The following is a 25,517-nucleotide window of genomic DNA, read 5'->3' on the forward strand; positions in this document are numbered from 1 at the left end:
TCTGCCAGCCCGGCGACCGGCGACCGACGTGGCACCGCCCCCGGCCCGCGGGGCGGGACGGGGGCGGTGCGCCGGCTCGTCGGGGCGCTCAGGCCTCGTCGGTCGGTGCGGGCGCGGCGCCCGGGTCGCCGTCCCAGTCCTTGCCGGCGACGTCGGCGTTCTCCGACGCGCTGTCGGTCTGGCCGGCGACGGTCTCGATCATCTCCTCGTCGGAGATCCCCTCGCCTGCCGCGTGGGTGTTGGGCTCGCTCATCGCAGTCCCCTTCCTGTGGGTCGCTCCTGCCAGGAGCCTCCCCGCTCGGGGGACGCGGCAAACCAGCGACGCGTCACAGCCGCCGGCCCGAGCCGAGGTCAGAGGCGCGCGGGCCGCAGCTCGAACCAGACGCGCTTGCCGCCGCGGTGGTCCTCGCACCCCCAGCGGTCGGCGAGCACCTCGACCATGTGCAGGCCGCGGCCCCGGACGCTCTGCGTGTCCAGCTGCTGGAACGCCGGACGGGTGGGCGAGCAGTCGACGACCGCCAGCCGCAGCCAGTCCTCCGAGTAGGTGGCCTCGAGGGTCAGGCAGTCCGAGCCGCCCACGTGGTCGACCACGTTGGCCACCAGCTCGGTGACCAGCAGCGCGGCGTCCTCGTGGTCCTGGCGGGCGCCCCACGCCTGGAGCAGCTCACGCACGAGCCGACGCGCGACCGGCACGCTCGCGGCGGTCGGCGGCAGGTCGAGGCTGGCGGTGAGCGTGGACATGGTCTCGGATCCGTTCTGCCGGCGGGCGGTGGCGGCCTGGGGTGCCCGTGTTCTCCTTATCGGCAGACCGGACCCTCTTCCCGACTGGGTTGCACGCAACTTTCCCCGATGGGGGGACGGGGCGCAACCCCCGTTGCATGACACATCCGTTGCGTGCAACACATCGTGCCCGCCGCCGCGGTCCGCGTCCCCGCGCCGACCGAGAGGAACCGCATGAGCACGCCCCCGCCGTCCTCCGACGACGCCGCGATCCGGGCGCTGGAGGCGCTCGTGCAGGAGATCGACCGGTCGGTCGAGGAGCTCCAGCGGGCCCGGGTGCGAGCGGTGCAGCTGCTCGCGGACCGCCGGGCCGGGCGCCCCTGGCTGGAGCTGGTGACGGCCGAGGCGCGCCCCCTGGTGGTGGAGAGCATCTCCACCGTGCTGTCGGCCCTGGCCACCGCCGGTCACACCTGGCGCCGGGAGGAGGCCGCGGCCCTACAGCGGGAGCAGGTGAGCATCAACCGCATCGCCGCGCTGTTCGGCGTCACCCGCCAGCGGATCTCGGCCCTGCTCAAGGGCACCGACCCCACCGGCTAGCCCAGGATCGCGTCGATCGCCTTGTAGATCCGCTGCTCCGAGACCGGACGCGGGGTGCCGACCCCCTGCGCGAAGAGGGCGACCCGGAGCTCCTCGACCATCCAGCGCACGCGGACCACGGGGTCGTCCGGCGCCCCGGTGGAGGGCACCTGGCGGCGCAGTTGCTCGTACTCCTCGGTGACGGCGGCGACCTGCTGCATGCCCACCTGGTCGCGTGCGGCGTTGGCCGGCAGCTTCTCCAGCCGGTGGCGCATGGCGGTGAGGTAGCGGACGAGGTCGGGCAGCCGGCGGCGGCCCGTCGCCGCGACGAAGCCGCGGTGCAGGAGACCGGTCATCTGCCGCCGGAGGTCGGTCACCGCCGCCTCCGGGACGCGCCTGCCCGGCGCCGCGCCGATGGCCACCGCCACCTCGCGGGCCTGGGTGAGGACCGCCTCGACCCGCCGCACCGTGTCGGCCGTGAGCTGGGCCAGCTGCCCCTTGGCGGCCGCCACGAGCGCGGCGAAGGCGGCCTCGTCACGGGGCGGGCCACCGGCCGCGGCGACCAGCTCGTCGGCGGCTGCGTCCGCGCAGTCGGCGACCAGGTCCGGGATCTCGCCGTCCGGGTTGAACTGCAGGGCCAGCCGCGTCGCCGGGCCCAGCCCCTTCACCACCTGCTTGACCGGCGAGCCGGCGACCAGCACGAGGAGCCGCCGGGCACCGAGCCGGGTGAGCCTGTCGGCCTCGGCCTCGGTCGGGACGACGCGGACGCCGACCGTGGCGCCCTCGTCGACCAGCGCCGGGAAGGCGATGACCACGTGCTCCCCGCGGCGGACCTCCACGGTCCGGGGCAGCGAGCCGAACTCCCAGGCGGTGCAGCCGGTGCGCTCGAGCTCCGACGCCGCCCGCGCGAGGCTCGCCCGCGCCTGCGGCGCCACCTGCGCCTTGAGCGCGACGAGGTCCTTGCCGGTGGCCAGCGTCCGCTGCTGGTCGTCCAGCACGCGGAAGGTCGCCCGCAGATGGCCGGGGACCTGGTCCGGCTGCCAGGCGTCGGGCGGGATCACCGTGCCCACCGCGCGGCGGAGCTCCCGCTCCAGCGCCGGCAGCAGCGGCTCCCCCGCGTCGATGCGCGGCAGCACCTCGCGCACGCGGTCGGGGATCGGCACCAGGGCGCGGCGGTACTGCTTCGGCAGCGTCCGCAGCAGCGCCGTCACCAGCTCCTCGCGCAGCCCCGGGACGGTGAAGGCCAGCGACTCCCCGGAGGTCCGCTGCACCACCGAGTCGAGGACGCCCAGGGGGACGTCGACGGTCACGCCGTCCTCGCTCGCGCCCGGGGCGAAGGCGTAGGAAAGCGGAAGGGTGAGGCGACCGCCCGTCCCGCCGTCCAGCCGCACCTCGTCGGGGTAGTCCTCGGCCCGCACCTGCGCCGCCGCCGCGGCGTTGGTCAGCATCTCGGGCGTGAAGGTCAGCAGGTCCGGCTGCTCGTGCCGCGCGCGCTTCCACCACCTGTCGAAGTGCCGGGTGGAGACGACGTCGGCCGGGATGCGGGCGTCGTACAGCTCGAACAGCGTCTCGTCGTCGACACCGATGTCGCGGCGCCGGGCCCGCTCCTCCAGCTCGGCGACCCGCTCCATCGCCCGCTGGTTGTCGGCCCAGAAGCGATGGTGGGTGGTCCACTCCCCCTGCACCAGCGCATGCCGGATGAACAGCTCGCGGGAGACGACGGGGTCGATGGAGCCGTACTGGACCCGGCGGCCCACGACCAGCGGCAGCCCGTAGAGCGTGACCCGCTCGGTGGCCACGACGCTGCCCCGCTTGGCGTCCCAGCGCGGCTCCGAGTGCTGGCGCTTCACCAGGTGGTCGGCGAGCCGCTCCACGTCCTCGGGGTCGATCCGCGCGACCGTCCGGGCGAACAGCCTGCTGGTCTCCACGATCTCGGCGGCGACCACCCAGCGCGGGGGCTTCTTCGCCAGCGGGGTCCCCGGCGCGATGACGAAGCGGGTGCCACGGGTGCCGAGGTACTCGCGGCCGGGGCGGCCGGGCTTGCCGTCGCGACCCTTCACCGGCTCCGCCTGCAGGCCCACGTTCCCGAGCAGGCCGGCGAGCAGCGCGGCGTGGATGCCGCGCTCGTCGGGCTCGGCCGCCGGCTCCCGCAGGTCCATGCCCAGGCGCCGAGCCGTGCCGCGCAGCTGGCCGTGCAGGTCCTGCCACTCGCGGATGCGCAGGTAGTGCAGGAACTCCCGCTTGACCGTGCGGCGGAACTGGTTGCCCGACAGGGCGTCCTGCTGCTCCTCCAGGTACCGCCACAGGTTGAGCAGCGCCAGGAAGTCCGAGTGCTCGTCGGCGAACCGCGCGTGCGCCTGGTCGGCGGCCTGCTGGTGCTCGGTGGGCCGCTCGCGGGGGTCCTGGATCGTCAGGCCCGCCGCGATGACGAGCACCTCCTCGAGCACGCCGCGCCGGTCGGCCTCGACGACCATCCGCGCCAGCCGCGGGTCCAGCGGCAGGGTCGCCAGCGCCCGGCCGGTGTCGGTGAGCCCGCCGTCGGCGCCCAGGGCGCCGAGCTCCTCGAGCAGCGCCAGCCCGTCGGCGACCGCGCGCCGGTCCGGCGGGTCGACGAAGGGGAACTCCGCGACGTCCCCGAGGTCGAGCGCGGCCATCTGCAGCAGCACCGAGGCGAGGTTGGTGCGCAGGATCTCGGGGTCGGTGAACTCCGGCCGGGCCTCGAAGTCCGCTTGCGTGTAGAGCCGGATCGCGATGCCCGGCCCCAGCCGCCCGCAGCGGCCCGAGCGCTGCCGGGCCGAGGCCTGGCTGACCGGCTCGATCGGCAGCCGCTGCACCTTCGTGCGATGGCTGTAGCGGGAGATCCGCGCCGTCCCGGGGTCGATCACGTACCGGATGCCCGGCACGGTCAGCGAGGTCTCGGCGACGTTGGTCGACAGCACGATCCGCCGTCCGGTGTGCGGGGCGAAGACCCTGTGCTGGTCGGCGGCCGACAGCCGTGAGTAGAGCGGGACGATCTCGGTGCCCGGGTGCGCGCGCTCGGCGAGGGCGTCCTGGGTGTCGCGGATCTCCCGCTCGCCGGCGAGGAACACCAGGATGTCGCCCGGGCCCTCGGCCACCAGCTCGTCGACGGCGTCGACGATGGCGGTGACCTGGTCCCGGTCCTCGTCGGCCTCCGGGTCGTCCGGGTCGACGACCGGCCGGTAACGGACCTCCACCGGGTAGGTCCGCCCGCTGACCTCGACGACGGGGGCGTCGCCGAAGTGCTTGGCCACCCGCTCGACGTCGATGGTGGCCGAGGTGATGACGAGCTTGAGGTCGGGGCGCCTCGGCAGCAGCTGGGCCAGGTAGCCCAGCAGGAAGTCGATGTTCAGGCTCCGCTCGTGGGCCTCGTCGAGGATGATCGTGTCGTACTGCCGCAGCAGCCGGTCGTGCGCGATCTCGGCGAGGAGCACGCCGTCGGTCATCAGCTTGACCAGGGTGGAGTCCGACACCTGGTCGTTGAAGCGCATCTTGTAGCCGACGGCCTCGCCCAGGGGCGTCCCCAGCTCCTCCGCGATCCGCTCCGCGACGCTGCGCGCGGCGATCCGGCGCGGCTGCGTGTGCCCGATGCGCCCGCGCACGCCACGGCCGAGCTCGAGAGCGATCTTCGGCAGCTGGGTCGTCTTGCCCGAGCCCGTCTCACCGGCGACCACCACCACCTGCGCGTCCCGCAGGGCGGCGGCGATGTCGTCGCGACGCCCGCTGACCGGGAGCTCCTCGGGGTAGGTGACCACCGGGACGGCGGCCCGCCGGCGGGCGATGCGCTCCTCGGCGACGGCGACGTCGGCGGCGATCCGCTCCCGCTGCCGGTCGCGGGCCTGCGGGTCGCGGGTGCGGCGCAGCCCGTCGAGCCGACGCCGCAGCCGGTGCTCGTCGGCCAGGGTCAGCCCTGCGAGGCGTTCCCGGAGGTCGTCGCGCCGCGACCGGGGGTCGGGGTGCTCAGAACTCACGGGTTCCTCTCCGGTGGTGCGGGTACAGGGGGCGTCGCGTCAAGGATCCCACCCGCCACGGCCGGTGGCGCCCGGCCGGGAGGGGCGGTCGGCCAGGTCACATTGCGCCCGCCGCACGCCAGGATGTTTGCTTGATGCAACGGCATGCACTCTGCACAGATTCCGGAAGGCCCTTCGTGACGACGTCCGCCCCGCCCGGCTCCGGCCCGGAGCGGTCGGCGCACATCCGCACCCTGGCCGAGGAGCTGCCGCGGTTCCTGCGGCTGGTGCAGGCCGCACGCACGCGGCTGTCCAGCCCGACCCGCGACCGCGCCGCCCTGCTGCTGCTCAACCCGCTGGCCCGGCTCGGGCCGCTGCGCCAGGGGGCCCTGGCCGACCTGGTGCACTCCGACCCGTCGACGATCAGCCGGCACGTCGCCGCGCTGGTCGAGGCCGGGCTGGTCCGCCGCGTCGCCGACGAGGCCGACGGCCGCGCCAGCCGGCTGGTCATCACCGACGCGGGCCTCGCTGCGCTGGTCGCGCTCCGCGACGAGCGCGAGGTCCACCTCGCGTCCGTGACGGCCGCCTGGAGCGACGACGACGTCGCCACGCTGACCGCCCTGCTGAGCCGGTTCCTCGACGACCTCGCCGCCGTCCTCCCCGGCTACCCGGGAACCGCGCCCACCTCCGCACCACCCACCGACGTCACGCCCCCGGGGGAGAACCCATGAGCCAGACCACCCAGCGGCCCGGCGGGCCCGCACCGCACGGCGCCTCCACGGCCGGCGGCGCGGACGGCGCGTTCACCCACCGCCAGATCGTCACGATCCTGGTCGGCCTGATGGTCGCCATGTTCCTGGCGGCGCTGGACCAGACGGTGGTGGCCACCGCCATCCGGACGATCGCCGACGACCTGCAGGGCTACGACCTCCAGGCCTGGGCGACGACGGCGTTCCTCATCACCTCGACGATCGCCACCCCGCTCTACGGGAAGCTGTCCGACATCTACGGACGGCGGCCGTTCTACCTCTTCGCCATCGCGATCTTCGTGGTCGGCTCGGCGCTGTGCGGCATCGCCGACACCATGTACCAGCTGGCCGCCTACCGGGCGGTCCAGGGCATCGGCGCCGGCGGCCTGATGTCCCTGGCGCTGGCGATCATCGGCGACATCGTCCCGCCGCGTGAGCGGTCGCGGTACCAGGGCTACTTCATGGCCGTCTTCGGGACCTCGAGCGTGCTCGGCCCGGTCATCGGCGGGTTCTTCGCCGGCCACGCCTCCATCGTCGGCGTGGACGGCTGGCGCTGGATCTTCTGGATCAACGTGCCCCTGGGCGTGCTCGCCTTCGCCGCCGTGTGGCGGGTGCTGCACCTGCCGCACGAGCGCCGCGACCACCGCATCGACTGGCCGGGCGCGCTGGCACTGGTCACCTTCCTGGTGCCGCTGCTGATCGTCGCCGAGCAGGGCCGGACCTGGGGCTGGACCTCGGGGCGGGCGGTGACCTGCTACGCCATCGGCGCGGTCGGGTTCGTGCTGTTCGTGCTGGCCGAGCGGGCCTACCGCGACGACGCGCTGCTGCCGCTGCGCCTGTTCGCCAACCGCAGCTTCGCCGTCAGCGGCATCGGGTCGGTCGTCATGGGCGCCGGCATGTTCGGCGGCCTGCTGCTGCTCCCGCAGTACCTGCAGATCGTCCACGGCTCCAGCGCCACCGTCGCGGGCCTGCAGATGATCCCGCTCGTCGCCGGGATCATGGTCGGCGCGATGAGCTCGGGCATCGCGATCTCCAGGACCGGGAAGTACAAGGTCTTCCCGCTGGTGGGGATCGCGCTGATGGTCGTCGCGCTGCTGTCGATGTCGTTCGTCGTCGGCGCCGACACCTCGATCTGGGCGATCGTGCCCTTCATGGTGCTGCTCGGCCTGGGGCTGGGCTTCAACTTCCAGCCGGTCATCCTCGCCGTGCAGAACGCCGTCTCCCCGCGGGAGATGGGCGTGGCCACCTCGTCGGTGACCTTCTTCCGCCAGATGGGCGGCACGATCGGCACCGCGGCCTTCCTGTCCATCCTGTTCACCCGGCTGCCCGAGGACATCGGCGACCGGGTGGCGACGGCGGCCGCGGAGGACCCGCGGGTGGCCCAGGCGGTGCAGAGCGGCCGGCTGGAGGCCGGCACCGACCTGTCGGACACCTCGTTCATCCAGGAGCTGCCCGGCTTCCTGGCGCAGCCGTTCAAGGCCGGGTTCTCCGACTCGATCGACCTGGTCTTCCTCATCGCCGCCGTGGTCGTGGCGGTCGGGTTCTTCGTGTTCCTGTTCCTGCCGCAGCTGGAGCTGAGCAACAAGTCCGGCATCCAGGCCCGCCAGCAGAGCGCCACGTCGACGCACGACGTCGAGGACCCGGCCGAGCAGGCGACGGAGGCGGTCGGCGCAGCGTCCCCGACGTCCACGGCCCCGCCGGTGGGCCGCCCCGGCGACGCCAACCGCTGACCACCGGCACCGCGACGCGCTAGGGTCCGGCCAGCGTCGCGTGCCGGTGGCAGACCGTGCCAGGCATGGAGGCGTGGAACCGAAGGAGCACGACGTGACACCGTCGTCCCCTCCGCCGCCCCGTGACTGAGGGCGGCACGGCCAGGCTGGTCGCCTGGGGCACCGAGCTGCGACTGGTCCACGAGCGCATGCGCGCCGCGCTGCGGCTGACACGGCGCGCGCTCGCCGACGGCGATCCGGCCGAGCCCGCGGCACGCGAGCTGCTGCTGTTCTGCCACGGCTTCTGCACCGCGCTCACCGGGCACCACGAGGGCGAGGACCGGGACCTGTTCCCGGCGGTCGGCGCCCGGCACCCGGAGCTGCGGGAGACCCTGCGGTACCTGCAGCAGGACCACTCGATGATCGGCCACCTGCTCGGCGGGCTGCAGGCAGCCGTGGACCGCGCAGCTCCGCCCGCGGAGCTGGACCGCCACCTGGCCGGCATCGAGGCGATCATGGAGTCCCACTTCCGCTACGAGGAACGCCGGCTGCTCGCCGTCCTCGAGACGCTGGAGCTGGCGGGCGACCCCGCCGACGTCCTCGGACCGCTGGCCGGCGGGGACGGCGACCAGGCTTCGGGGGGACGCCTACTGTGAGGGTGCTCTCGCCCGCCGTCCGGAGGTCCTCCCGTGCAGTCGTCGCTGATCCTGTCCCGCCGTGACCTGGACTTCCTGCTGCACGAGTGGCTGGACGTCGAGTCGCTGACCAAGCGGCCGCGGTTCACCGAGCACTCCCGCGAGACCTTCGACGCGGTGATGGACCTCGCCCAGCAGATCGCCGCGGACCATTTCGCGCCGCACAACCGCAAGGCCGACGAGAACGAGCCGCACATGGTCGACGGCAAGGCCGTGCTCGTCCCCGAGGTGGCCAAGGCGCTGAAGGTCTTCACCGACGCCGGCCTGATGGCCGGCTCGTTCGACGAGGAGTACGGCGGCATGCAGCTGCCGCACACCGTCGGGCAGGCCGTGTTCGCCTGGTTCAAGGCGGCCAACGTCGGCACCTCGGCCTACCCGTTCCTCACGATGGGCAACGCCCGCCTGCTGCTGGCCCACGGCAGCCAGCAGCAGATCGACACGTTCGCGCGGCCCGAGCTCGAGGGCCGCTGGTTCGGCACGATGGCGCTGTCGGAGCCGCAGGCGGGCTCCTCGCTGGCCGACATCACCACCAAGGCCGTGCCGCAGGACGACGGCACCTACCGGCTGTCCGGCAACAAGATGTGGATCTCCGGCGGCGACCACGAGCTGACCGAGAACATCGTGCACCTGGTGCTGGCCAAGATCCCCGGTGGTCCGCCCGGGGTGAAGGGCATCTCGCTGTTCATCGTGCCGAAGTTCCTGGTCAACCCCGACGGCTCCCTGGGCGAGCGCAACGACGTCGTCCTGGCCGGCCTCAACCACAAGATGGGGTACCGGGGCACGACGAACACCCTGCTGAACTTCGGGGAGGGCGTGCACACCCCGGGCGGCCGGGCCGGCGCCGTCGGCTACCTGGTGGGCGAGCCGCACCGCGGCCTCACCTACATGTTCCACATGATGAACGAGGCGCGGATCGGCGTCGGCGTGGGCGCGACGGTGCTGGCCTACACCGGCTACCTGCACGCGCTGGAGTACGCGCGGACCCGCACGCAGGGCCGTCCCCCGGCGGGCAAGGACCCCGCGTCGCCGATGGTCCCGATCATCGAGCACACCGACGTGCGCCGGATGCTGCTGGCCGCCAAGTCCTACGCCGAGGGCGGCATGGCCCTGGGGCTGTACTGCGCGCGGCTGGTCGACGAGGAGCAGACCGCCGAGTCGCAGGAGGACCGCGACCGGGCCCACCTGCTGCTGGACATGCTGACCCCGGTCGCGAAGGCCTGGCCCTCGCAGTGGGGGCTGGTCGCCAACGACCTGGCCATCCAGGTGCACGGCGGCTACGGCTACACCCGCGACTACCCGGTCGAGCAGTTCTACCGGGACAACCGGCTCAACCCGATCCACGAGGGCACGCAGGGCATCCAGTCCCTGGACCTGCTGGGCCGCAAGGTCGTCATGCAGGGCGGTGCCGGGCTGGCGCTGCTCGGCGAGACGATCAGCGCGACGACGGCGCGGGCCGCCGGCACCGAGTGGGCCGGCTTCGCCGCCGACCTCGACGCCGCGGTCGCGCGCATGGGTGCGGTCACCGCGACGCTGTGGGGCACCGGCGACCCGGACCTGGCGCTGGCCAACTCGCACGTCTACCTGGAGGCCGCGGGCCACATCGTGGTGGCCTGGCTGTGGCTGGAGCAGGCGCTCGCGGCCGAGAGCGGCGAGGGCGCCTTCTACGAGGGGAAGCGGGCGGCGGCCCGCTACTTCTGGCGCTGGGAGCTGCCCCGCACCCGCGGCTGGTTCGACCTGCTGGAGTCCCTCGACCGCACGGTGCTGGACACCCCCGCCGACGTCCTCTGAACGGACGACGGCGCCCCGCCCTCCCGAGGGAGGACGGGGCGCCGTCGGCTGTTCGGTGCGCTACGCGCTCGCGCCGACCGCCTCGGAGGCGGTGCGGGCGCCGGCCGAGCGGGCAGCGGCACGCTGCTCCTGCTCGTAGCGAGCGGTGGACTGGGTGCCCATCGCGATGACCAGGGCCGTCAGGACCAGGAACCCCAGCAGGGCCACGGCCGGCCACATCATCATCAGATCTCTCCCCCAAAGCTGTTCTTCCACCGCCGGGTCACGGGCGGCGGTACGTCGTCGAGGGACTCTGTCCCCCGATCACCGGTGTCTCAATCGTCCGAACCTGTTGTTCACCTAACGAGGTGTGACGGGAAGCACACCCAGGGGTGGCCGAGCGCAAGGGAGGCGGCGTCCCGGCGGCATGGTCTGATCGACCCGTGCCCGACCCCACACCCGCCACCCGTCCCGTGGTGCTGGTCGTCGCGCTCTCCCTCGGGGTCACCACCCTCTCGCTGCTGCAGAGCCTCGTCGTGCCCTCGCTCGGGCGGATCGAGGAGCAGCTCGGCATCTCCCCCGGCGCGGCCGGTTGGGTGCTCACCGCCAACCTGCTGGCCGCCGCGGTGCTCACCCCGGTCCTGGGCCGGCTGGGCGACCTGCGCGGCGAGCGCCCGGTCATCCTGGGCATCCTGGCCGCGGTCTCCGTCGGCACGCTGCTGGCGATCGTGACCGAGTCGCTGCCGCTGCTGCTGGTGGCCCGCGTGCTGCAGGGCGCCTCCTACGGGCTGTTCCCGCTGTCGATCAGCGTGCTGCGCCGCGAGCTCCCCGAGGGCCGGCTGAGCGTGGCCATGTCGGTGGTCAGCAGCACCCTGGCGGTCGGCGGCGTGGTCGGCCTCGTGACCACCGGCCTGCTCACCGGCGACGACGGCGACTACCGGCACGCCTTCTGGGTCGGGCTCGGCGTCGGCCTGGTCTCCCTCGCGCTCGTGGCGTGGCTGCTGCCGGGCCACCCGGGCACCGCGACCGGCCGGATCGACTGGTGGGGCGCGGTCGTGCTCGGCGCCGGGCTGGTCCTGCTGCTGCTCCCCCTGTCGCAGGGGCCGACCTGGGGCTGGTCCTCCCCCGGCACGATCGGCTGCCTCGTCGGCTCCGCCGTCGTCCTCTCCGGGTGGGTGCTGCTGCAGCGGCGCACCGCCGAGCCCCTGGTGCGGCCCGCCATGCTCGCCGACCGGCGCACCGTGATCCCGAACGTCGCCGGCCTGATGACGGGGATCGCGCTGTTCGCCTCGTTCCTCGCTGTCCTCCAGTACGTCCAGTCACCGCCGGAGGTCACCGGCTACGGGTTCGGGGCCGGCGTGCTGGAGGCCGCGGTGGTCTACCTGCTGCCCGGCGGGGTGCTGGGCATCGTCGTCGCCCCGTTCGCCGGCCGCGTGGTCAGCCGGTTCGGGGCGCTGCCCACGCTGATGGCCGGTGCGGCGTGCGGCGTCGTCGGCTTCGGGCTGCTCGCCGGGCTCCGTGGCGAGCCGTGGCAGGTGATCGCGGCCGGCCTGCTCACCCAGCTGTCGGTGACGGTGGCCTACGCGGCGCTGCCGGCGCTGGTGGTCCAGGCCGTGCGCGAGGACGAGACCGGGGTCGCCAACGCGGTGAACTCCATCGCCCGGTCCGTCGGCCAGGCGCTCGGCAGCACGGTGGCGGTCACGCTGATCGCGGCCACCCTCGACCCCGCGACCGGCCTCCCGAGGGCCATCGCGTTCACCCTCCTCGCCCTGGTCGGGGTGGTCACCTCCGCCGTCGTCGTGGTGGTCGCGCTGGTCGGGCTGCGGTCGGGCCCTCCGCGCCGGCCGGACCCGCTGTCCGGCGTCGAGGAGGCGACGGCCGGGGCCGGCGAGTGGTCACCGGTCTCCGGGATGCGCTGACCCCCGGGACACGCCGTCGTCGGCGCGTCGGGCATGGAACGGGATCGTCCGGGGAAACACCGGGGACGACCGCCCTCGCCGACCGGAGGACACCTTCATGGCCCGAGCCACCGGCTCGTCCAGCCGCACCGCGGCGGACACCCGCTTCCACGGCAACCACGCCGCAGCCGACCCGGCGCCCGACGACGACAACGTCAGCGGCACCCGGTCGGACTTCGCGCCCACCGGCGCGGACCCCTCTCCCAAGGTGGGAGGCACGCTCAAGCGGACGCTGAAGGAGTTCAGCGAGGACAACCTCACCGACTGGGCCGCCGCTCTCACCTACTACGGCGTGCTGGCCCTGTTCCCCGCGCTGATCGCGCTGACCTCCATCGTCGGGCTGCTCACCACGCCCCAGCAGCTCAGCGACGCGCTGACCACGGTGGTCCCGGCGAGCGCCGCGGACACGCTGAACCCCGTGATCGAGCAGATCGCCGGCAACACCTCGACCGCCGGCTTCGGCCTGGTCATCGGTCTCGCCGCCGCCATCTGGTCGGCGTCGGGCTACGTCGGGGCCTTCACCCGCGCCGCCAACGTCGTCTACGAGACGCCGGAAGGCCGCAAGGTCTGGAAGCTCAAGCCCCTGCAGCTGCTGGTGACGCTGGTCGGCGTGCTGTTCGCCGCGGTCATCGTGGCACTGCTGGTGCTCAGCGGCCCGGTCGTGGACGCCATCGGCTCCGCCATCGGGGTCGGCGAGACCGGCCAGACCATCTGGAACATCGCCAAGTGGCCGGTCGTCCTGGTCGTCCTGGCGCTGATGATCGCGGTCCTCTACTACTCCACGCCCAACGTGAAGCTGCGCGGCTTCAAGTGGGTGAGCCCGGGTGCCGGTGTCGCGATCCTCGTGGCGGTCGTCGCCTCGGCGGCGTTCGCCTTCTACGTGAGCAACTTCGGCAGCTACAACAAGACCTACGGCGCTCTCGCCGGCGTCGTGATCTTCCTGATCTGGTTCTGGCTGATCAACGTCTCGCTGCTGTTCGGCATCGAGCTCGACGCCGAGATCGAGCGGTCGAAGGAGCTCAAGGACGGCGTGCCGAGGGCCGAGAAGGAGATCCAGCTCGACGCCCGCGCCGAGCCCAAGGACAAGCAGACGACCTGAGCAGGGTCCCCCAGGGGTGCGCGAAGGGCCCGGCACCGCGAGGTGCCGGGCCCTTCGTCGTGTCAGCGGCTGGTCGGCGGCTTGTCGCCACGGCGGGACAGCGGCACCCGCTCGACGACGGCGGCGACGCCGGCCAGCCCCTTGCTCAGCGCCCGGCCGGCCGGGACGAACCGGTCCGGTGCGCGGCGGACACCGGCGTCGACCAGGTCGCGGGTGCGGTCGATGAGCGACAGCGGCAGGCCCGACAGGGCGTTGCCCGGCGGGCGGCGCGACACCGTGGGGTGCGGGCGGGTGGGCGAGATCCGGGCCATGAGCGCCCAGCGGCGGCCGAGCGCCCGGAGCTCCTCGTGGCCGAGCGCCTCCTGCAGCCGAGGGAAGAGCACGTCCTCCTCGTCGCGGACGTCCTCCCGCAGGACCTCCACGAGCCGGCGCAGCCGGGCCGGCCGCTCGGGGTGGTCGAGGCCGTCGCGCTCGAGCGCGGTGACGAGCTCGTTGACCTCCTGGTGCTCCTCCTCGACCTGCAGCGTCAGCGCGTCGCCGTCGGGCAGCACGCGCCGGATCACCGGCCAGAGCACGGTCTCCTCGGCGAAGGCGTGGCTGAACACCAGCCGGTCGATGCGGTTGAGCACCTCCTCCTGCGCGGCGCCGGTGCTGCCGTCGAGCTCCTGCAGCAGCCGGTCGAGCTCGATGTGGTCCTTGCGCTGGCGGACCAGCACGCTGCCGGGGCCGCCCAGCTCCTCCACGGTCTGGTCGGCGATGGATCGGGTCACGGGACGCCTCCTGTGTGCGGGGTTCCGCCCTGTCGTGCCCGCTCACCCCTTCGCGCACGCCCCGGTTGCTGCCGGGTCCCCCGGGTAGGTGGGGACGATGACCGACCGCTCGACCATCACGTCCGACTTCTACGACCTCGAGGCGCTCCTCGACGACGACGAGCGGGCCCTGCTGCACCGCGTGCGCGCGTTCATGGACGAGCAGGTCGAGCCGGTCATCAACGAGTACTGGACCCGAGGCGAGTTCCCCCGCCAGCTGATCCCCGCGATGGCCGAGCTGGGCATCGCGGGGAACCCCTACCGGGGCTACGGCTGCCCCGGCCGCTCGCAGCTGGTCGACGGCATGATCGCGATGGAGCTGTCGAAGGGCGACCCGTCGATCTCCACGTTCATGGGCGTGCACGGCGGCCTGGCCATGGGGTCGATCTACCTGTGCGGCTCCGAGGAGCAGAAGGAGCGCTGGCTGCCCGCCATGGCGCGCATGGAGCTCATCGGCGCCTTCGGCCTCACCGAGCCCGACCACGGGTCCGACGTCGCCAAGGGCCTGCAGACCACCTGCCGCCGCGACGGCGACGAGTGGGTGCTCGACGGCGAGAAGAAGTGGATCGGCAACGCCAGCTTCGCCGACCTGACGATCATCTGGGCCCGGGACGTGGAGACCGAGCGGGTGCTGGGCTTCGTCGTCGAGCAGGGCACGCCCGGGTTCACGACCGTCGACCTGAAGGACAAGATCGCCCTGCGAGCGGTGCAGAACGCGCACATCACGCTCGAGGGCGTGCGGGTGCCCGAGGAGAACCGGCTGCAGGAGGCGCACAGCTTCCGGGAGACGGCGAACGTGCTGCGCATGACCCGCGCCGGCGTGGCGTGGTCGGCGGTCGGCTGCTCGCGCGGCGCCTACGAGCATGCGCTGCGCTACGCGATGGGCCGCGAGCAGTTCGGCCAGCCGATCGTGGAGTTCCAGCTCGTGCAGGACCTGCTCGTGCGGATGCTGGGCAACATCACCGCGTCGGCGGCGATGTGCGCGCGCCTGTCGCACCTGCAGGGCGCCGGGGAGATGACCGACGAGCAGGCCTCGCTGGCCAAGGCGTTCTGCACGATGCGCATGCGGGAGACCGTGGGCTGGGCCCGCGAGCTGATGGGCGGCAACGGGATCCTGCTGGAGAACCACGTGGGCCGGTACGTCGCCGACGCCGAGGCCATCTACAGCTACGAGGGCACCCGCGAGGTCAACACCCTGATCGTCGGCCGAGGGGTCACCGGCACCAGCGCGATCGTCTGAGCGCCTGCCGGCTCAGCCCGTGGGGTTGCTCCGGTCGCGGAGGACGGCGAGCGCCGGCGCGTACATCCGGGCCTTGATGGTGCCCAGTGTGTCGCCGGCCTTGCCGGCCAGCGACGCGGCCAGCTCCACAGCGGTCGGACGGACGACGTCCTCGTCGACCGCGCGGTCCACGATCGCGGCGGCCTGCGCGTCGGCGCCGCCGTAGCGCCGTCCGGTGGTCATCGCCTCGTGCGCGGCCTGCGGGCTGAGGCGGGCCTGGATCAGGGCGGACATGCCGCGGGTGAACGGGATGCCGATGTCGGCCTCGGGCAGGCACCAGAAGCCGCGGTCGGCCCGCATGACGCGGAAGTCGTGCGCCAGCGAGAGCATCGCGCCGGCCGCGAAGGTGTGCCCCTGCAGCGCGGCGACGGTGACGAGCGGCAGCGAGAGCACGCGGGCGAAGAGCTCGTGCACGCGGACGACGTAGGCCTCGTGCTGGTCGGCGTGAGCGAACAGCCAGTCCAGGTCCAGGCCGTTGGAGAAGAACTTGCCGGTGGCCGCGGTGACCAGGGCGCGCGCGCCCTCGGCCCGCTCCACCTCGTCCAGGGCGGCCTCCACCTGCGCCAGCCAGTCGGGGTGGAAACGGTTCTCGGTGTCGCCGAGGTCGAGGACGAAGACGTCGTCGTGGCGGTCCAGGGTGGGCATCGGTTCTCCTAGGGGGTGTCGAGGACGGCGCCGACGGCGGCCGCCAGGTGCCGGCGGGTCAGGGGACGCACCCGGCCGGCGCGGATCTCGGGGAACAGCAGCGCCGCCGGCAGGCGCACGACGCACGTGGTGACGACGTCGACCGCCGCCCGGTCGGCCCGGCCGTGGGTCGCCCGGGCCAGGGTGCGCAGCACGCCGGCCAGCTCCCGGTCGAGCGCCCGGAGGTCGGCCGCCACGGGCTCGGCCACGCCCTCGGCCAGGATCTCCTCGCGGGTGAGGGCGGTGAGCAGCTGGGCGGCACCGAGGTCCTGCTCGGCCAGCCGCGCGGGGGAGTCGGCCGCGGCCTGGACCGCCCGCCGTCCTCCGCCCGCCGCCAGCTCGGCGTCCACCGCATCCCGCAGGAGCGCGAGGAACTGGCGGGCCCGACGCAGCCAGGCGCTGGCGAGCAGCGTCTCCAGGTCGCCGAACGCGTGGTAGACGCTGCCGTTCGAGGCGCCCGCGCGCGCGGCCAGCGCGCGGACGGTCAGCCCGGGGCGCCCGGAGCCGACCACCAGCGCCTCGGCCGCGTCGAGCAGCGCGTCGGGCGAGTGGAGCCGGGGGCGAGCCATGCCGCGAATTAGAGCATGTGCTCCACAACGGGCCCGCAGCCGTCCTCTCGCGGCCTGCCCCGTTCCGGAAGGTGTGGTTGAGTGGGCGAGGTCACATCCGCGCCTCGGGGACCGGCGTCCCGGCTCCCCGCAGGCGGCGCGCGTGAAGGAGACCGCCATGGCCCAGCCCGCGACCGAACCGGCCCGCAACGCCTCCGCTCCCCCGCCGGAACGCCCCACTGCCGTGGCCGAGACCGGCACCCCGGAGGCTGCCGCGGAGGCCGCCACCGGCCTCGACATGGTCCTGGTCGACGCCGCCCGCGGCCCCCTGCGCCGACTCGTGCCCCCGGCGGGCACGGCGGTGCGCTTCGGCTCCTCGCTGGCCCGCAAGCCGGGCACCGTCGCGCGCCGGGCGGGCGAGCTCGTGGGCGAGCTGGGCCGGATCACCACCGGCCGGTCGGAGCTCGCCCCCGGGAAGAAGGACAAGCGGTTCGCCGACCCGGCCTGGACCGGCAACCCGCTGCTGAAGCGGGCCATACAGCTGCACCTGGCCACGGCCCGGACCGCGTGGGAGCTCATCGAGGACGCCGACCTGGACTGGCAGGACGACGAGCGGATCCGCTTCACCGCGACGAACCTCGTCGACGCGCTCGCCCCCAGCAACGTACCGTTCCTCAACCCGCTGGCGCTGAAGGCGACCATCGACACCGGCGGCCGCAACGTCGTCGAGGGCGTGCGCCGGATGGTGTCGGACCTGACCTCGCCGCCGCGCGTGCCCTCGATGGTCGAGCCGGACGCGTTCACCGTCGGCGAGGACCTCGCGGTGACGCCGGGCGCCGTCGTCTTCCGGACGCCGGTGTTCGAGCTCATCCAGTACCGGCCGACGACGGAGAAGGTCCGCTCGCTGCCGCTGGTCATGGTCCCGCCAACGATCAACAAGTACTACATCACCGACCTGGCGCCGGGCCGCAGCATCGTGGAGCACTACGTCTCCGCCGGCCAGCAGGTCTTCATGATCTCGTGGCGCAACCCCGACGAGCGGCACGCCGACTGGGACCTCGACACCTACGGCCAGGCGCTCGTCGACGCGATGGACGTCGTCGAGCGGATCACCGGCCAGGAGCAGGTGGCCCTCCAGGCCTTCTGCTCCGGCGGCATCATCACCGCGATGGTCCTCGCGCACCTCGCCGCGACCGGCCGGCAGGACCGCGTGCGCGCGGCCAGCTACGCCGTCACCGTCCTGGACTGGTCGCGGGCGGGCACCGTGTCGGCGCTCATGGACCCCGACGCGGTGGAGGCCGCCACCGAGCGCTCCCGCAGGAAGGGGTACCTGGACGGCGCCCAGCTGGCCGAGGTCTTCGCCTGGCTGCGGCCCAACGACCTGATCTGGAACTACTGGGTCAACAACTACCTGCAGGGCAAGCCGCCGCCGAACTTCGACATCCTCTTCTGGAACGCCGACACCACCCGCATGTCGGCCGGGCTGCACCGCGACTTCATCGACGTCGCCGTCCGCAACGCCCTGACCGAGCCGGGCGCGGTGTCGATGCTCGGCTCGCCGGTAGACCTGTCGGCGGTCACCGTGGACACCTACGCCACGGCCGGGATCGCCGACCACCTCTGCCCCTGGGAGGCCTGCTACCGGACGACGCAGCTCCTGGGCGGCGAGAGCCGGTTCATCCTCTCCACGAGCGGCCACATCGCCTCGCTGGTGAACCCCCCGGGGAACCCGAAGTCGACGCTCCAGGTCGCGGGGTCCACACCGCCGGACCCGCAGCAGTGGCTGAGGTCGGCCGAGACGGTCAAGGGCTCCTGGTGGCCGGACTTCATGACCTGGCTCGGCGACCGCTCCGGCGAGGAGGTCCCGGCGCCGGCCGAGCTCGGCGGCAACGGGCTGGAGGTGCTCGCCGAGGCGCCGGGGACCTATGTCTTCGACAAGTAGCCCGGAGGTCGTGCGCAGCCTGACCGTCCAGGGACGGACGATCCGGGCCGCCGTCCGGCCGGGGTCGGACGACGCGGTGCCCCCGCTGCTGCTGATGAACGGCATCGGCGCGAGCCTCGAGGTGCTGCAGCCGCTGGTGGACGCGCTGGACCCCCGGCGCACCGTCGTCCGGTTCGACGTGCCGGGGGTCGGCGGGTCACCGCGCCCCGTCGTCCCCTACGTGCTGTCCACGCTCAGCCCGGTGGTGGCCGGGCTGCTGAGCCGGCTGGGCTACGACGAGCCGGTCGACGTGCTGGGGCTGTCGTGGGGCGGCGGGCTGGCCCAGCACTTCGCCGTCCAGCACCGCCGGCGCTGCCGGAAGCTGGTGCTGGCCGCCACGGCGACCGGGTCGCTGATGGTGCCGGCCCACCCGCGGGTGCTCGCCCGCATGCTCACCCCCCGCCGGCACCGCGACCCCGACTACGCGCGGCGGATCGCCGGGGACATCTACGGCGGGACGATGCGCACCGAGCCGGAGCGCGCAGCCGCAGTGCTGCACGCCAACACCCGGGTGGGGCCGAGGCGGGGGTACTACTATCAGCTGGCCTCCAGCGCGGGCTGGAGCTCGCTGCCCTTCCTGCGGCTGATCCGGCAGCCCACGCTGGTGGTCGCAGGTGACGACGACCCGATCATCCCGGTGGTGAACGCCCGCTTGATGGCGCGCCTGCTCCCCCACGGGCGGCTGCACGTCTACCCGGGCGGGCACATCGCGCTGATCACCGAGGCGCAGGAGCTGGCGCCGGTGATCGAGCGCTTCCTCGACGAGTAGTCAGCGGCCGCTCGCGGTGACCAGGTGGCCGCCGGTCGAGCCGTAGGGCTCCACCGCGAACCCGAGCTGCTCCAGGACGGCCGCGACGGCGCTGGACATCGTGCGCTGCACGGCCTCGTCGGCCTCGGCGCCCCGCACCTGCTGGACGCTCATCCGCTCGTGCTGCCGCCAGGCGACGACCAGCCCGCCGAGCTCGGGGCGCGGCGTCAGGCAGGCCCCACCGGAGGCGCGCGCCGGCCCGTCGCCGTCGTGCAGCGGGAGCCCGGCCTCGAGCAGCGCGGCGGTGACGTCGACGGCCAGCGTCGTCAGGGCGTCGTCGTCGGTGATCAGCTCGTCCCAGTCCGCCGGCAGCCGGTCCAGCTGCCGGCCCAGCTCCTCGAGCCAGACGCGCTCCGACGGCGACTGGCGGCGCACCACTCCGCCGTCCTCCCGCTGGGTGCCGTAGACGGGCTTCGCGGTGTCGGGCAGCCCGAGGGAGAAGGCGGCCCAGTCGGCGTCGATCACGTCGGCGAAGGGGCCGGCCAGCGGGGCGCCGGGGCCGTCGAGCAGCCACCAGCCGGTGACCATCGGGGTGACCGTCGCCAGCCGCCCGGAGGGGTGGGTGGCCACCGCGGCCGCCGCGGGCTGCTCGGCTCGCGCCGTCGCCGCCGTGGTCGGGGCGGCCACGGCCACCGGGGCCGGCGCGGCGGCCTTGCGGCGCTGCTGCTGGACACCGTTGCGCTCGAACTCGTAGCGCGCGGTGGAGCTGGTGCCCAGGGCGACGACGAGGCCGACGCTACTGAGCAGGGAGACGGCCAGCCAGATCAGCTCACCAGGCACGCCAGGCTCCTCGCGGTCCCTCGCCCCAGGAAGCCGCCCGCTGCGCCCAGTCCTGGGCCCGGCCGATCAGCCCGCCGTCGGCAGCCGGGGCGGGCGCCGCCGGCTCGTACGCCATCAGCTCCAGCACCAGCGCCAACCCCTCGTCGGGCAGCCCCGCGCTCGGGACGGGGGTGAGAGCCGGATGGGCGGGCGCGTTCACGGGGAGCTCCTCGGGGTCGTGCTCCGCGGCTGGGGAAGCGCCGCGGACAACCCGAAGGCTAGGGAGCGCAGGGGTCTCCGAAGGCCTCTCCGGGACACCTCGCGGACGCCCCGTTTCCCATTCGTTGCACAGTGCACCGGAGGCGGTCGGTGACCGGTCTCACGGTCCGATGTCTTGTCGACTTGTCCCCGGATTCCGAGCGTGGCGGCCCTGGATGCGGTGTCGGTCATCCCGACCGCGGCCGTGACACCCCGGCGTGTCGGACGGGGGTGGGACGGAGGCGTGCGCCGCCGTCCCTTCCTCCATCGGCAGCCGGTGGGCCGGCCCGTACCGACCGCCGCCGCCCGAGCTGGTCAGTCCCAGCCGTCGGGGCCGGTGGCCCACCGCCAGGTGCTCATGATCGCGTCGAACAGCTCGACGGTGAGCAACGTGTGCTCGCTCTCGGGGTCACCGTCGCCGAGGGTGCTGAAGCTGACGAGGACCCACTGCCGCGGATCGTCGGGGACCGCCGTCAGGTAGCTGACCCGCCGGACGGGCGCGTCCACGCCCCCCGCGCGGTCGGGGTCGGGCGGCATCACGCCTTCGGTGCGGACCCACACGGTGCCGGCGATCTCGACCGCCGTCGACCCCGGCGTGGTGGCGACGAGCTGGGTCAGCACGCCCCCGGCTAGGTCGTCGGGTGAGAGCTCCGCCGTTCCGCCCGGCGGGGTCACGGCGGCGACGAAGAAGGATGCGCCCAGGTGGATCCCGTGCATCGGGCCGAGCGGGAAGTAGTGGTCCAGCCCACCGCGCTCCGCCGCCGATGCGAGCTGCGAGAGCATGCGCCGCTCCAGCTCCCGCTTGAGCGGGCCGAGCTGGTCCGGCGACATCTCCTTCGGCGCCTGCGTGGCCGCCCGCTCCACGATGTCGTGCACCCGGTCCCGCGCCTCCGGACCGAGCGGGACCCGCACCCACGGGGGCGGCAGGACGATGCGGTAGGAGCGGATCCCGGTCACCGGCCCACCTCCCGCGGGTCGGCCAGCCGGACCGCCCGCGCGAGGTCGTCGAGGTCCGCCAGCGCCAGCGCGGTGGTGCGCAGGTCGGCCCCGGCGCTGCCGAGGACCACGTCGGCAGCGGGCCGCACGACCCGTCGGTGGTAGCGGATGACGCTGCTGAGCCGGCCGTCCTCGCCGAGGGCGTACCGCACAGCCCGCCGCAGGCCCGTTCCCTCGTCCACGACGACGACCTGCGGCTCGGCGTCGTACCACCGGGTCCCCGGCTCGAACTCCGAGAGCACCGCTGCACCCTGCTGCGCGGGGTCGACGTCGTCCGGGTCCGCCGGCCAGACGTGCAGCACGGCGACGATCGGGGCCTCGGCCAGGCTGCGCAACCGCAGGAAGCGGAACTCCGAGCCGAGGTCGGCGGCGGCGAAGGCGTGCAGCACCTCGCGCAGCGCACGCTGCTCCGCGCTGCCGTCGGCGATCGCGAAGTCGGCGCAGACCGCGGCGAGCGCCCCGGCGGTCCACGCCTCCGCATCGCCGTCGGTCGGGCCCGCCAGCCACGTCCCCGGGTCGAAGTCGACGGACACCGCCACGTCGAGGGAGAGGCCGGGGCGCCCGCCGTGGTCGGTGCGGTCAGCCACGTCCGCCCTCGCGCTCGACGTCGACCCGGGTGAAGAGGTGGAGCACAGGCCCGACCGAGGCGGGCGAGGAGTAGAAGGCACCGCCGTACAGGTGGACCGCCGGCCCCGCCGCGTCCGCCGGGATGCAGCGGTAGCCGCGCTCGAGGAACGACGGGGACTGCGTCCGGGGGTCCAGGCTCTGCACGCGCGACACCTCCCAGGCGCGCGGCTGCCGGCGGGAGGGGAAGAACTCCGGCCGCCCTGGCCGGGCCCCCTGGATGGCGAGGTCGGCCATGCTGGTGAACGCCTCCGGGGCACCGTGCTCCAGCAGGCCCAGCTCCTCGTCGACCACGTTGACGTAGGCGATGACGCCCGACTCCTGCCCCTCGCCCTGCAGGGAGACGAAGTCGCAGGTGTGCCCCAGCTCGCTGTCGGCGACGAGGTCGAGCGTGACCCGGGCCTGCTGGTAGCGCGCATCCGAGGCGCTCAGGCCGAGGTCGGCGGCGTAGGCGGCCAGGTGGGCCTCGACCCAGTCGGTGCGGTCCTGCCCCGGCGCGGGGCTGCGCACCCAGACCGCGGGGTCGTAGTCGACGTGCACGGCGGCCACGCCCGGGGTGGAGCAGGCGAAGACCGGGTCCTTGAGCGCCGCCCGGGCGGTCGTGGACGGTGCGGCCCTGCGACGGCGGAAGAGGCTCATGGCCTGCCCGCCGACGCGGCGGCGCGCTTCTTGGCCGGGAGGAAGACCAGCACCATGCACACGGCGCTGACCGCGAGCGGTTCCCAGTGCCGGCTGATCGCGAACGCGGCTCCGCAGGTGAGCAGGAAGGCCACGAAGCGGTACCCGGTCACCTGGCTCGGCCGGAGCCCACGCCCGCGCAGCCTGCGGAAGAAGTCGACCGCCAGCACTGCGGACAGCACCGGGAAGACGACCGGCACGGGCCAGATCCACCAGGTGAACACCTGCTCGAAGCCGGTGACGTCGAAGCCCTTGGTCAGCACGGCTCCGATCACCGCGAGCACCGGCCAGCCGGCGAAGTAGCCGAGGAAGACGAAGCCGAGCGTCCGGGCGAGCCGGGTCAGGTCCAGCATCTAGCGGAACACCGGAACGCCGTGGACCGTGTGCTCCTGGAGCCACTGGTCGACCGCCGGGATCCCCGGGAGGACCGGTCCGCCGTCCGGCCCGAGGCCCGGGAAGGCCGGGTTGACGACCTTGCCCGCGATGTCGGACGTGGTACCGGCCAGGAAGGCGGTGCGCGCACCGTTGGACATCCACAGCGCGCTGTTGAGCAGCAGGCCCGAGCCGTGCTGCGCGACCGACGTCTGGATCGCCTGGTGCAGGAGCGCCCCCTGCTTCTCCCCGAAGGACAGCCAGGACAGCAGCGGGACGTCCCCCGTCAGCACCTGGTTGCGCACCTGCTGGAACCGCGACAGCCCCGCTCCGGCTCCCCGGAGGTTCCGCGCCACGACGTTGCTCCGCGTCAGCCAGGCCCCGGCCCTGCCGAAGAAGCCGCTGGCGCTGGCGAATGCCTGCCGCGCGGCGGTGGACGTCGCCCGGAAGGCGGCCATGCCCTCGCGGGCCGCCAGCGCCGTCCGCGCGCCCGAGGTCAGCAGCCTGCCGGCGCCGAAGGTCAGCAGCGCGAACGCGTCCATGCCGACGTCGACCCAGGAGCCGTCACCGTTCGCCGCCAGGGCCGTGTGGATCACCATGGCGCCGGCGGTCAGGGCGATGGCCGCGAGGGCGATCCACCCGGCCGGGTTGCTCAGCAGCAGGACCGCGATCGCCAGCCCGGTCGCCGCCCACGTGAGCACGTCGGCGATGAGCTTCAGGAAGTCGGCGTGCTCGTGGATGAAGGAGCGGACGTTCCGGTCCCACCAGCTGTCCTCCAGCTGGTCCTCCGACGCGTCCTGGATCCGCCGGGCGACGTCGTCGCCGACACCGTTGACCTCCTCCAGGAGCGTCTGGCACCGCGCGACCAGGGTGGCGAGCTCCGAGGTCGCCTGCCGCAGCCTGGTGTCGCGGGCCTGGTCGGCGGCCACCGCGGCGGGGTCGGCCCGGTCGACGGGGGTGGTGGGTGCCTCGTTCACCGCGGCCTCGTGCTTCGCGTCCTCGGCGCGGCGCAGCAGGCTGCCCGTCTCGACCCGCCCGTACTCCAGCTCCGGGTGCCAGCGGTCGAGCTGCTCGGCCACGGTGTCGAAGCGGCCCTGCGCCTGGCTCAGGTGCGCGGCGAGCTCCTCGGCGCTGTCGCGGATCTCCGGGGCGAACTGGCCGACCAGCTCGTTCGTGCCGGCGGCCAGGTCGCGCAGGCGGGCGACCTGGCTGCGGATCTCGTCGGCGAGGTCGCGGTAGTGGGCCGCCTCGGCCGCCACCTGGTCCGGGTCGCCGGGCAGCGGGTCGCGGTCGAGGTCGAGCAGCCCCCAGTCCCCGGGTCGCGCGCTCATCGGGCCACCGGCTGTTCCACGGTGCTCGTGGGCGCGCTCGAGGCCAGCGCCTGGTCGGCCTCCTCGAAGACCTCCAGGCACTTCTCCAGCTTGTCGCCGGTGGCCTGGATCTCCTCGCTGAGGATCGTGCGGTGGTAGCGCCAGTTCGTGCCGAAGGTGTGCATGGCGTCGGCGATCCCGCGGTGGCCCCAGCAGTCCTGCGTGTCCCCGACCCGGGACGCCAGGTCGTCGAACGCCGACTTGATCACCCTCGCGGTCGCGGCGCTGCTGCGCAGCGTCTCGTAGTCGACCTTCAGGTCGCTCACGCGCATCCTCCGGAACTCAGGAATCCGCTCGCGCCGGCCCGACGCCCGCGCTCGACCTGCACAGTATCGATCACGAGGTGGCCGCCGGCAGCTTGCGAGACGAACCGGGTCCGTCCGGCGCGCAGGTCGTGCGCACCCCGACTACCGCCACTACCCGCCAGCGGGCCACGGAGAGACACGGGCGTCAACCGACATACCCCACCAATCGCCGGCGACGGACCGGCCAGAGGCCCCACCGGGGCCAGTACTTCCAGCGGGGCCGCCCATAGGTGAGTCGCCAACGACGTCCGTCTGGTCCCGCCACCTCGCAGCCTCGCTCGTGGGCGGTGCGCCACTCCCAGATGTCACCTGCCATGACCCCGGCGCAGATGCCCGCCGCCTCGGCGACCACGCCGTCGATGTCGCTGTGGTCTCGCCACTCGAGGATCCCGACGTCACCTATGAAGAGGAACAACTCACCCTCGTCGTCATAGCGGATCTCGATCCGCTGGCCTCGGACCGTCGGTTCGAGGGACGTGATCCACGCTGCATCCACGGAGCATTGCTCTGCAGGATCGAAGTGGGGGTCGGCATCGAGGTGACGTGCGACGACGAGGTCGCCGTAGGGCTCGACCAGAGCGTCCAGTGCCCGACGGAGCTCGGCCACGACCAGAGGTGGCCCTGGCGGCCCGGCCGCTAGCCGGGGGACGTTGTTGCCCATCAGGAAGCATCCTGCCCCGACGCGCGACTACGCCCCGCCGCCGGCCGCCCGCGCATGTCCTGAGGCCGCCTCCAGCAACACGGTGGCGGCCCTCGCAAACCGCAGGACCTGCCCCGTACCAGCGGGCGCTCGAACAGCCCCGCC

The 25,517-nt window shown here is 73.7% G+C and carries 26 protein-coding genes; 10 read left to right on the forward strand and 16 right to left on the reverse strand.

Annotation, left to right across the window (positions count from 1 at the left end):
• Positions 1 to 88 precede the first annotated feature (88 nt).
• Positions 89 to 253: a hypothetical protein gene (locus E4P43_RS19725; protein WP_167759022.1), complete on the reverse strand. Its 165-nt coding sequence runs from the start codon at positions 251 to 253 to the stop codon at positions 89 to 91.
• Positions 254 to 351: 98 nt separating this feature from the next.
• Positions 352 to 741 carry an ATP-binding protein gene (locus E4P43_RS02265; RefSeq protein WP_135143800.1) on the reverse strand — a complete coding sequence of 130 codons (390 nt, stop codon included), beginning with the start codon at positions 739 to 741 and terminating at the stop codon, positions 352 to 354.
• Positions 742 to 954: 213 nt separating this feature from the next.
• Between E4P43_RS02265 and E4P43_RS02270 the strand changes: the two genes are divergently transcribed.
• On the forward strand, positions 955 to 1,317 hold the full coding sequence (locus tag E4P43_RS02270; RefSeq protein WP_135143801.1) for a hypothetical protein: 363 nt from the start codon (positions 955 to 957) through the stop codon (positions 1,315 to 1,317).
• Here the strand turns inward: E4P43_RS02270 and hrpA are convergent.
• Positions 1,314 to 5,285, reverse strand: a complete 3,972-nt coding sequence (hrpA, locus tag E4P43_RS02275; RefSeq protein WP_135143802.1) for an ATP-dependent RNA helicase HrpA — start codon at positions 5,283 to 5,285, stop codon at positions 1,314 to 1,316. The genes E4P43_RS02270 and hrpA overlap by 4 nt on opposite strands.
• A gap of 176 nt (positions 5,286 to 5,461) precedes the next feature.
• Between hrpA and E4P43_RS02280 the strand changes: the two genes are divergently transcribed.
• The 4 genes from E4P43_RS02280 (at position 5,462) to E4P43_RS02295 (ending at position 10,205) form a co-directional block, all read left to right on the forward strand.
• Entirely contained in the window at positions 5,462 to 5,995 is a 534-nt protein-coding gene (locus tag E4P43_RS02280; RefSeq protein ID WP_245158890.1) for a MarR family winged helix-turn-helix transcriptional regulator, read from the forward strand.
• Positions 5,992 to 7,743, forward strand: a complete 1,752-nt coding sequence (locus tag E4P43_RS02285; protein WP_135143804.1) for an MDR family MFS transporter — start codon at positions 5,992 to 5,994, stop codon at positions 7,741 to 7,743. Before E4P43_RS02280 ends, E4P43_RS02285 begins: the two co-directional genes overlap by 4 nt.
• Positions 7,744 to 7,865: 122 nt before the next feature.
• On the forward strand, positions 7,866 to 8,378 hold the full coding sequence (locus E4P43_RS02290) for a hemerythrin domain-containing protein (RefSeq protein WP_135143805.1): 513 nt from the start codon (positions 7,866 to 7,868) through the stop codon (positions 8,376 to 8,378).
• Positions 8,379 to 8,411: 33 nt separating this feature from the next.
• Complete coding sequence (locus E4P43_RS02295) at positions 8,412 to 10,205, forward strand: acyl-CoA dehydrogenase (RefSeq protein ID WP_135143806.1); 1,794 nt, start codon at positions 8,412 to 8,414, stop codon at positions 10,203 to 10,205.
• A 60-nt stretch (positions 10,206 to 10,265) separates the two neighbouring features.
• Here E4P43_RS02295 and E4P43_RS19730 read toward each other — a convergent pair whose 3' ends face one another.
• A complete protein-coding gene (locus E4P43_RS19730) occupies positions 10,266 to 10,430 on the reverse strand; it encodes a hypothetical protein (protein ID WP_167759023.1) in 165 nt (54 codons plus the stop codon).
• Between the two features lie 197 nt (positions 10,431 to 10,627).
• On the opposite strand from E4P43_RS19730, the gene E4P43_RS02300 reads away from it, so the two are divergent.
• Both E4P43_RS02300 and E4P43_RS02305 read left to right on the forward strand, forming a co-directional pair.
• Positions 10,628 to 12,103: an MFS transporter gene (locus E4P43_RS02300; RefSeq protein WP_135143807.1), complete on the forward strand. Its 1,476-nt coding sequence runs from the start codon at positions 10,628 to 10,630 to the stop codon at positions 12,101 to 12,103.
• Between the two features lie 97 nt (positions 12,104 to 12,200).
• Positions 12,201 to 13,241, forward strand: a complete 1,041-nt coding sequence (locus tag E4P43_RS02305; protein ID WP_135143808.1) for a YihY/virulence factor BrkB family protein — start codon at positions 12,201 to 12,203, stop codon at positions 13,239 to 13,241.
• 62 nt (positions 13,242 to 13,303) lie between these two features.
• Here the strand turns inward: E4P43_RS02305 and E4P43_RS02310 are convergent, their stop codons facing one another.
• Entirely contained in the window at positions 13,304 to 14,011 is a 708-nt protein-coding gene (locus E4P43_RS02310; protein WP_135143810.1) for a hemerythrin domain-containing protein, read from the reverse strand.
• A gap of 97 nt (positions 14,012 to 14,108) precedes the next feature.
• Here E4P43_RS02310 and E4P43_RS02315 point away from each other — a divergent pair, with 97 nt between their 5' ends.
• Positions 14,109 to 15,290, forward strand: coding sequence for an acyl-CoA dehydrogenase family protein (locus tag E4P43_RS02315; protein WP_135143811.1), 1,182 nt, complete (start codon positions 14,109 to 14,111; stop codon positions 15,288 to 15,290).
• Positions 15,291 to 15,302: 12 nt separating this feature from the next.
• Here E4P43_RS02315 and E4P43_RS02320 read toward each other — a convergent pair whose 3' ends face one another.
• Both E4P43_RS02320 and E4P43_RS02325 read right to left on the reverse strand, forming a co-directional pair.
• Complete coding sequence (locus tag E4P43_RS02320; protein ID WP_135143813.1) at positions 15,303 to 15,974, reverse strand: enoyl-CoA hydratase-related protein; 672 nt, start codon at positions 15,972 to 15,974, stop codon at positions 15,303 to 15,305.
• An 8-nt stretch (positions 15,975 to 15,982) separates the two neighbouring features.
• A complete protein-coding gene (locus E4P43_RS02325) occupies positions 15,983 to 16,582 on the reverse strand; it encodes a TetR/AcrR family transcriptional regulator (RefSeq protein ID WP_167759024.1) in 600 nt (199 codons plus the stop codon).
• Positions 16,583 to 16,739: 157 nt separating this feature from the next.
• On the opposite strand from E4P43_RS02325, the gene E4P43_RS02330 reads away from it, so the two are divergent.
• Positions 16,740 to 18,503: an alpha/beta fold hydrolase gene (locus tag E4P43_RS02330; RefSeq protein ID WP_135143815.1), complete on the forward strand. Its 1,764-nt coding sequence runs from the start codon at positions 16,740 to 16,742 to the stop codon at positions 18,501 to 18,503.
• Between the two features lie 10 nt (positions 18,504 to 18,513).
• The gene (gene phaZ / locus E4P43_RS02335; RefSeq protein ID WP_245158891.1) at positions 18,514 to 19,311 is read left to right on the forward strand and encodes a poly(3-hydroxyalkanoate) depolymerase; all 798 of its coding nucleotides are present in this window, start codon (positions 18,514 to 18,516) and stop codon (positions 19,309 to 19,311) included.
• Here the strand turns inward: phaZ and E4P43_RS02340 are convergent, their stop codons facing one another.
• The 9 genes from E4P43_RS02340 to E4P43_RS02380 all read right to left on the reverse strand — a co-directional run bounded on the left by E4P43_RS02340 (position 19,312) and on the right by E4P43_RS02380 (position 25,319).
• Positions 19,312 to 20,130, reverse strand: coding sequence for a hypothetical protein (locus E4P43_RS02340; RefSeq protein WP_245158892.1), 819 nt, complete (start codon positions 20,128 to 20,130; stop codon positions 19,312 to 19,314).
• Entirely contained in the window at positions 20,120 to 20,329 is a 210-nt protein-coding gene (locus tag E4P43_RS02345) for a hypothetical protein (protein ID WP_135143818.1), read from the reverse strand. The genes E4P43_RS02340 and E4P43_RS02345 overlap by 11 nt, the downstream gene beginning before the upstream one ends.
• A gap of 353 nt (positions 20,330 to 20,682) precedes the next feature.
• Complete coding sequence (locus tag E4P43_RS02350; protein WP_135143819.1) at positions 20,683 to 21,324, reverse strand: hypothetical protein; 642 nt, start codon at positions 21,322 to 21,324, stop codon at positions 20,683 to 20,685.
• Positions 21,321 to 21,950: a hypothetical protein gene (locus E4P43_RS02355; protein WP_135143821.1), complete on the reverse strand. Its 630-nt coding sequence runs from the start codon at positions 21,948 to 21,950 to the stop codon at positions 21,321 to 21,323. Before E4P43_RS02355 ends, E4P43_RS02350 begins: the two co-directional genes overlap by 4 nt.
• The gene (locus E4P43_RS02360) at positions 21,943 to 22,626 is read right to left on the reverse strand and encodes a hypothetical protein (RefSeq protein ID WP_135143823.1); all 684 of its coding nucleotides are present in this window, start codon (positions 22,624 to 22,626) and stop codon (positions 21,943 to 21,945) included. Before E4P43_RS02360 ends, E4P43_RS02355 begins: the two co-directional genes overlap by 8 nt.
• On the reverse strand, positions 22,623 to 23,018 hold the full coding sequence (locus tag E4P43_RS02365; protein ID WP_135143824.1) for a hypothetical protein: 396 nt from the start codon (positions 23,016 to 23,018) through the stop codon (positions 22,623 to 22,625). Before E4P43_RS02365 ends, E4P43_RS02360 begins: the two co-directional genes overlap by 4 nt.
• Positions 23,019 to 24,368, reverse strand: coding sequence for a hypothetical protein (locus tag E4P43_RS20130; RefSeq protein WP_209313684.1), 1,350 nt, complete (start codon positions 24,366 to 24,368; stop codon positions 23,019 to 23,021).
• Complete coding sequence (locus E4P43_RS02375; protein WP_135143825.1) at positions 24,365 to 24,673, reverse strand: hypothetical protein; 309 nt, start codon at positions 24,671 to 24,673, stop codon at positions 24,365 to 24,367. Before E4P43_RS02375 ends, E4P43_RS20130 begins: the two co-directional genes overlap by 4 nt.
• Before the next feature lie 184 nt (positions 24,674 to 24,857).
• On the reverse strand, positions 24,858 to 25,319 hold the full coding sequence (locus tag E4P43_RS02380; RefSeq protein ID WP_135143827.1) for a hypothetical protein: 462 nt from the start codon (positions 25,317 to 25,319) through the stop codon (positions 24,858 to 24,860).
• Between the last annotated feature and the right edge of the window lie 198 nt (positions 25,320 to 25,517).

The organism is Blastococcus sp. TF02A-35 (assembly GCF_004571075.1).
Taxonomy (GTDB): Bacteria; Actinomycetota; Actinomycetes; order Mycobacteriales; family Geodermatophilaceae; genus Blastococcus.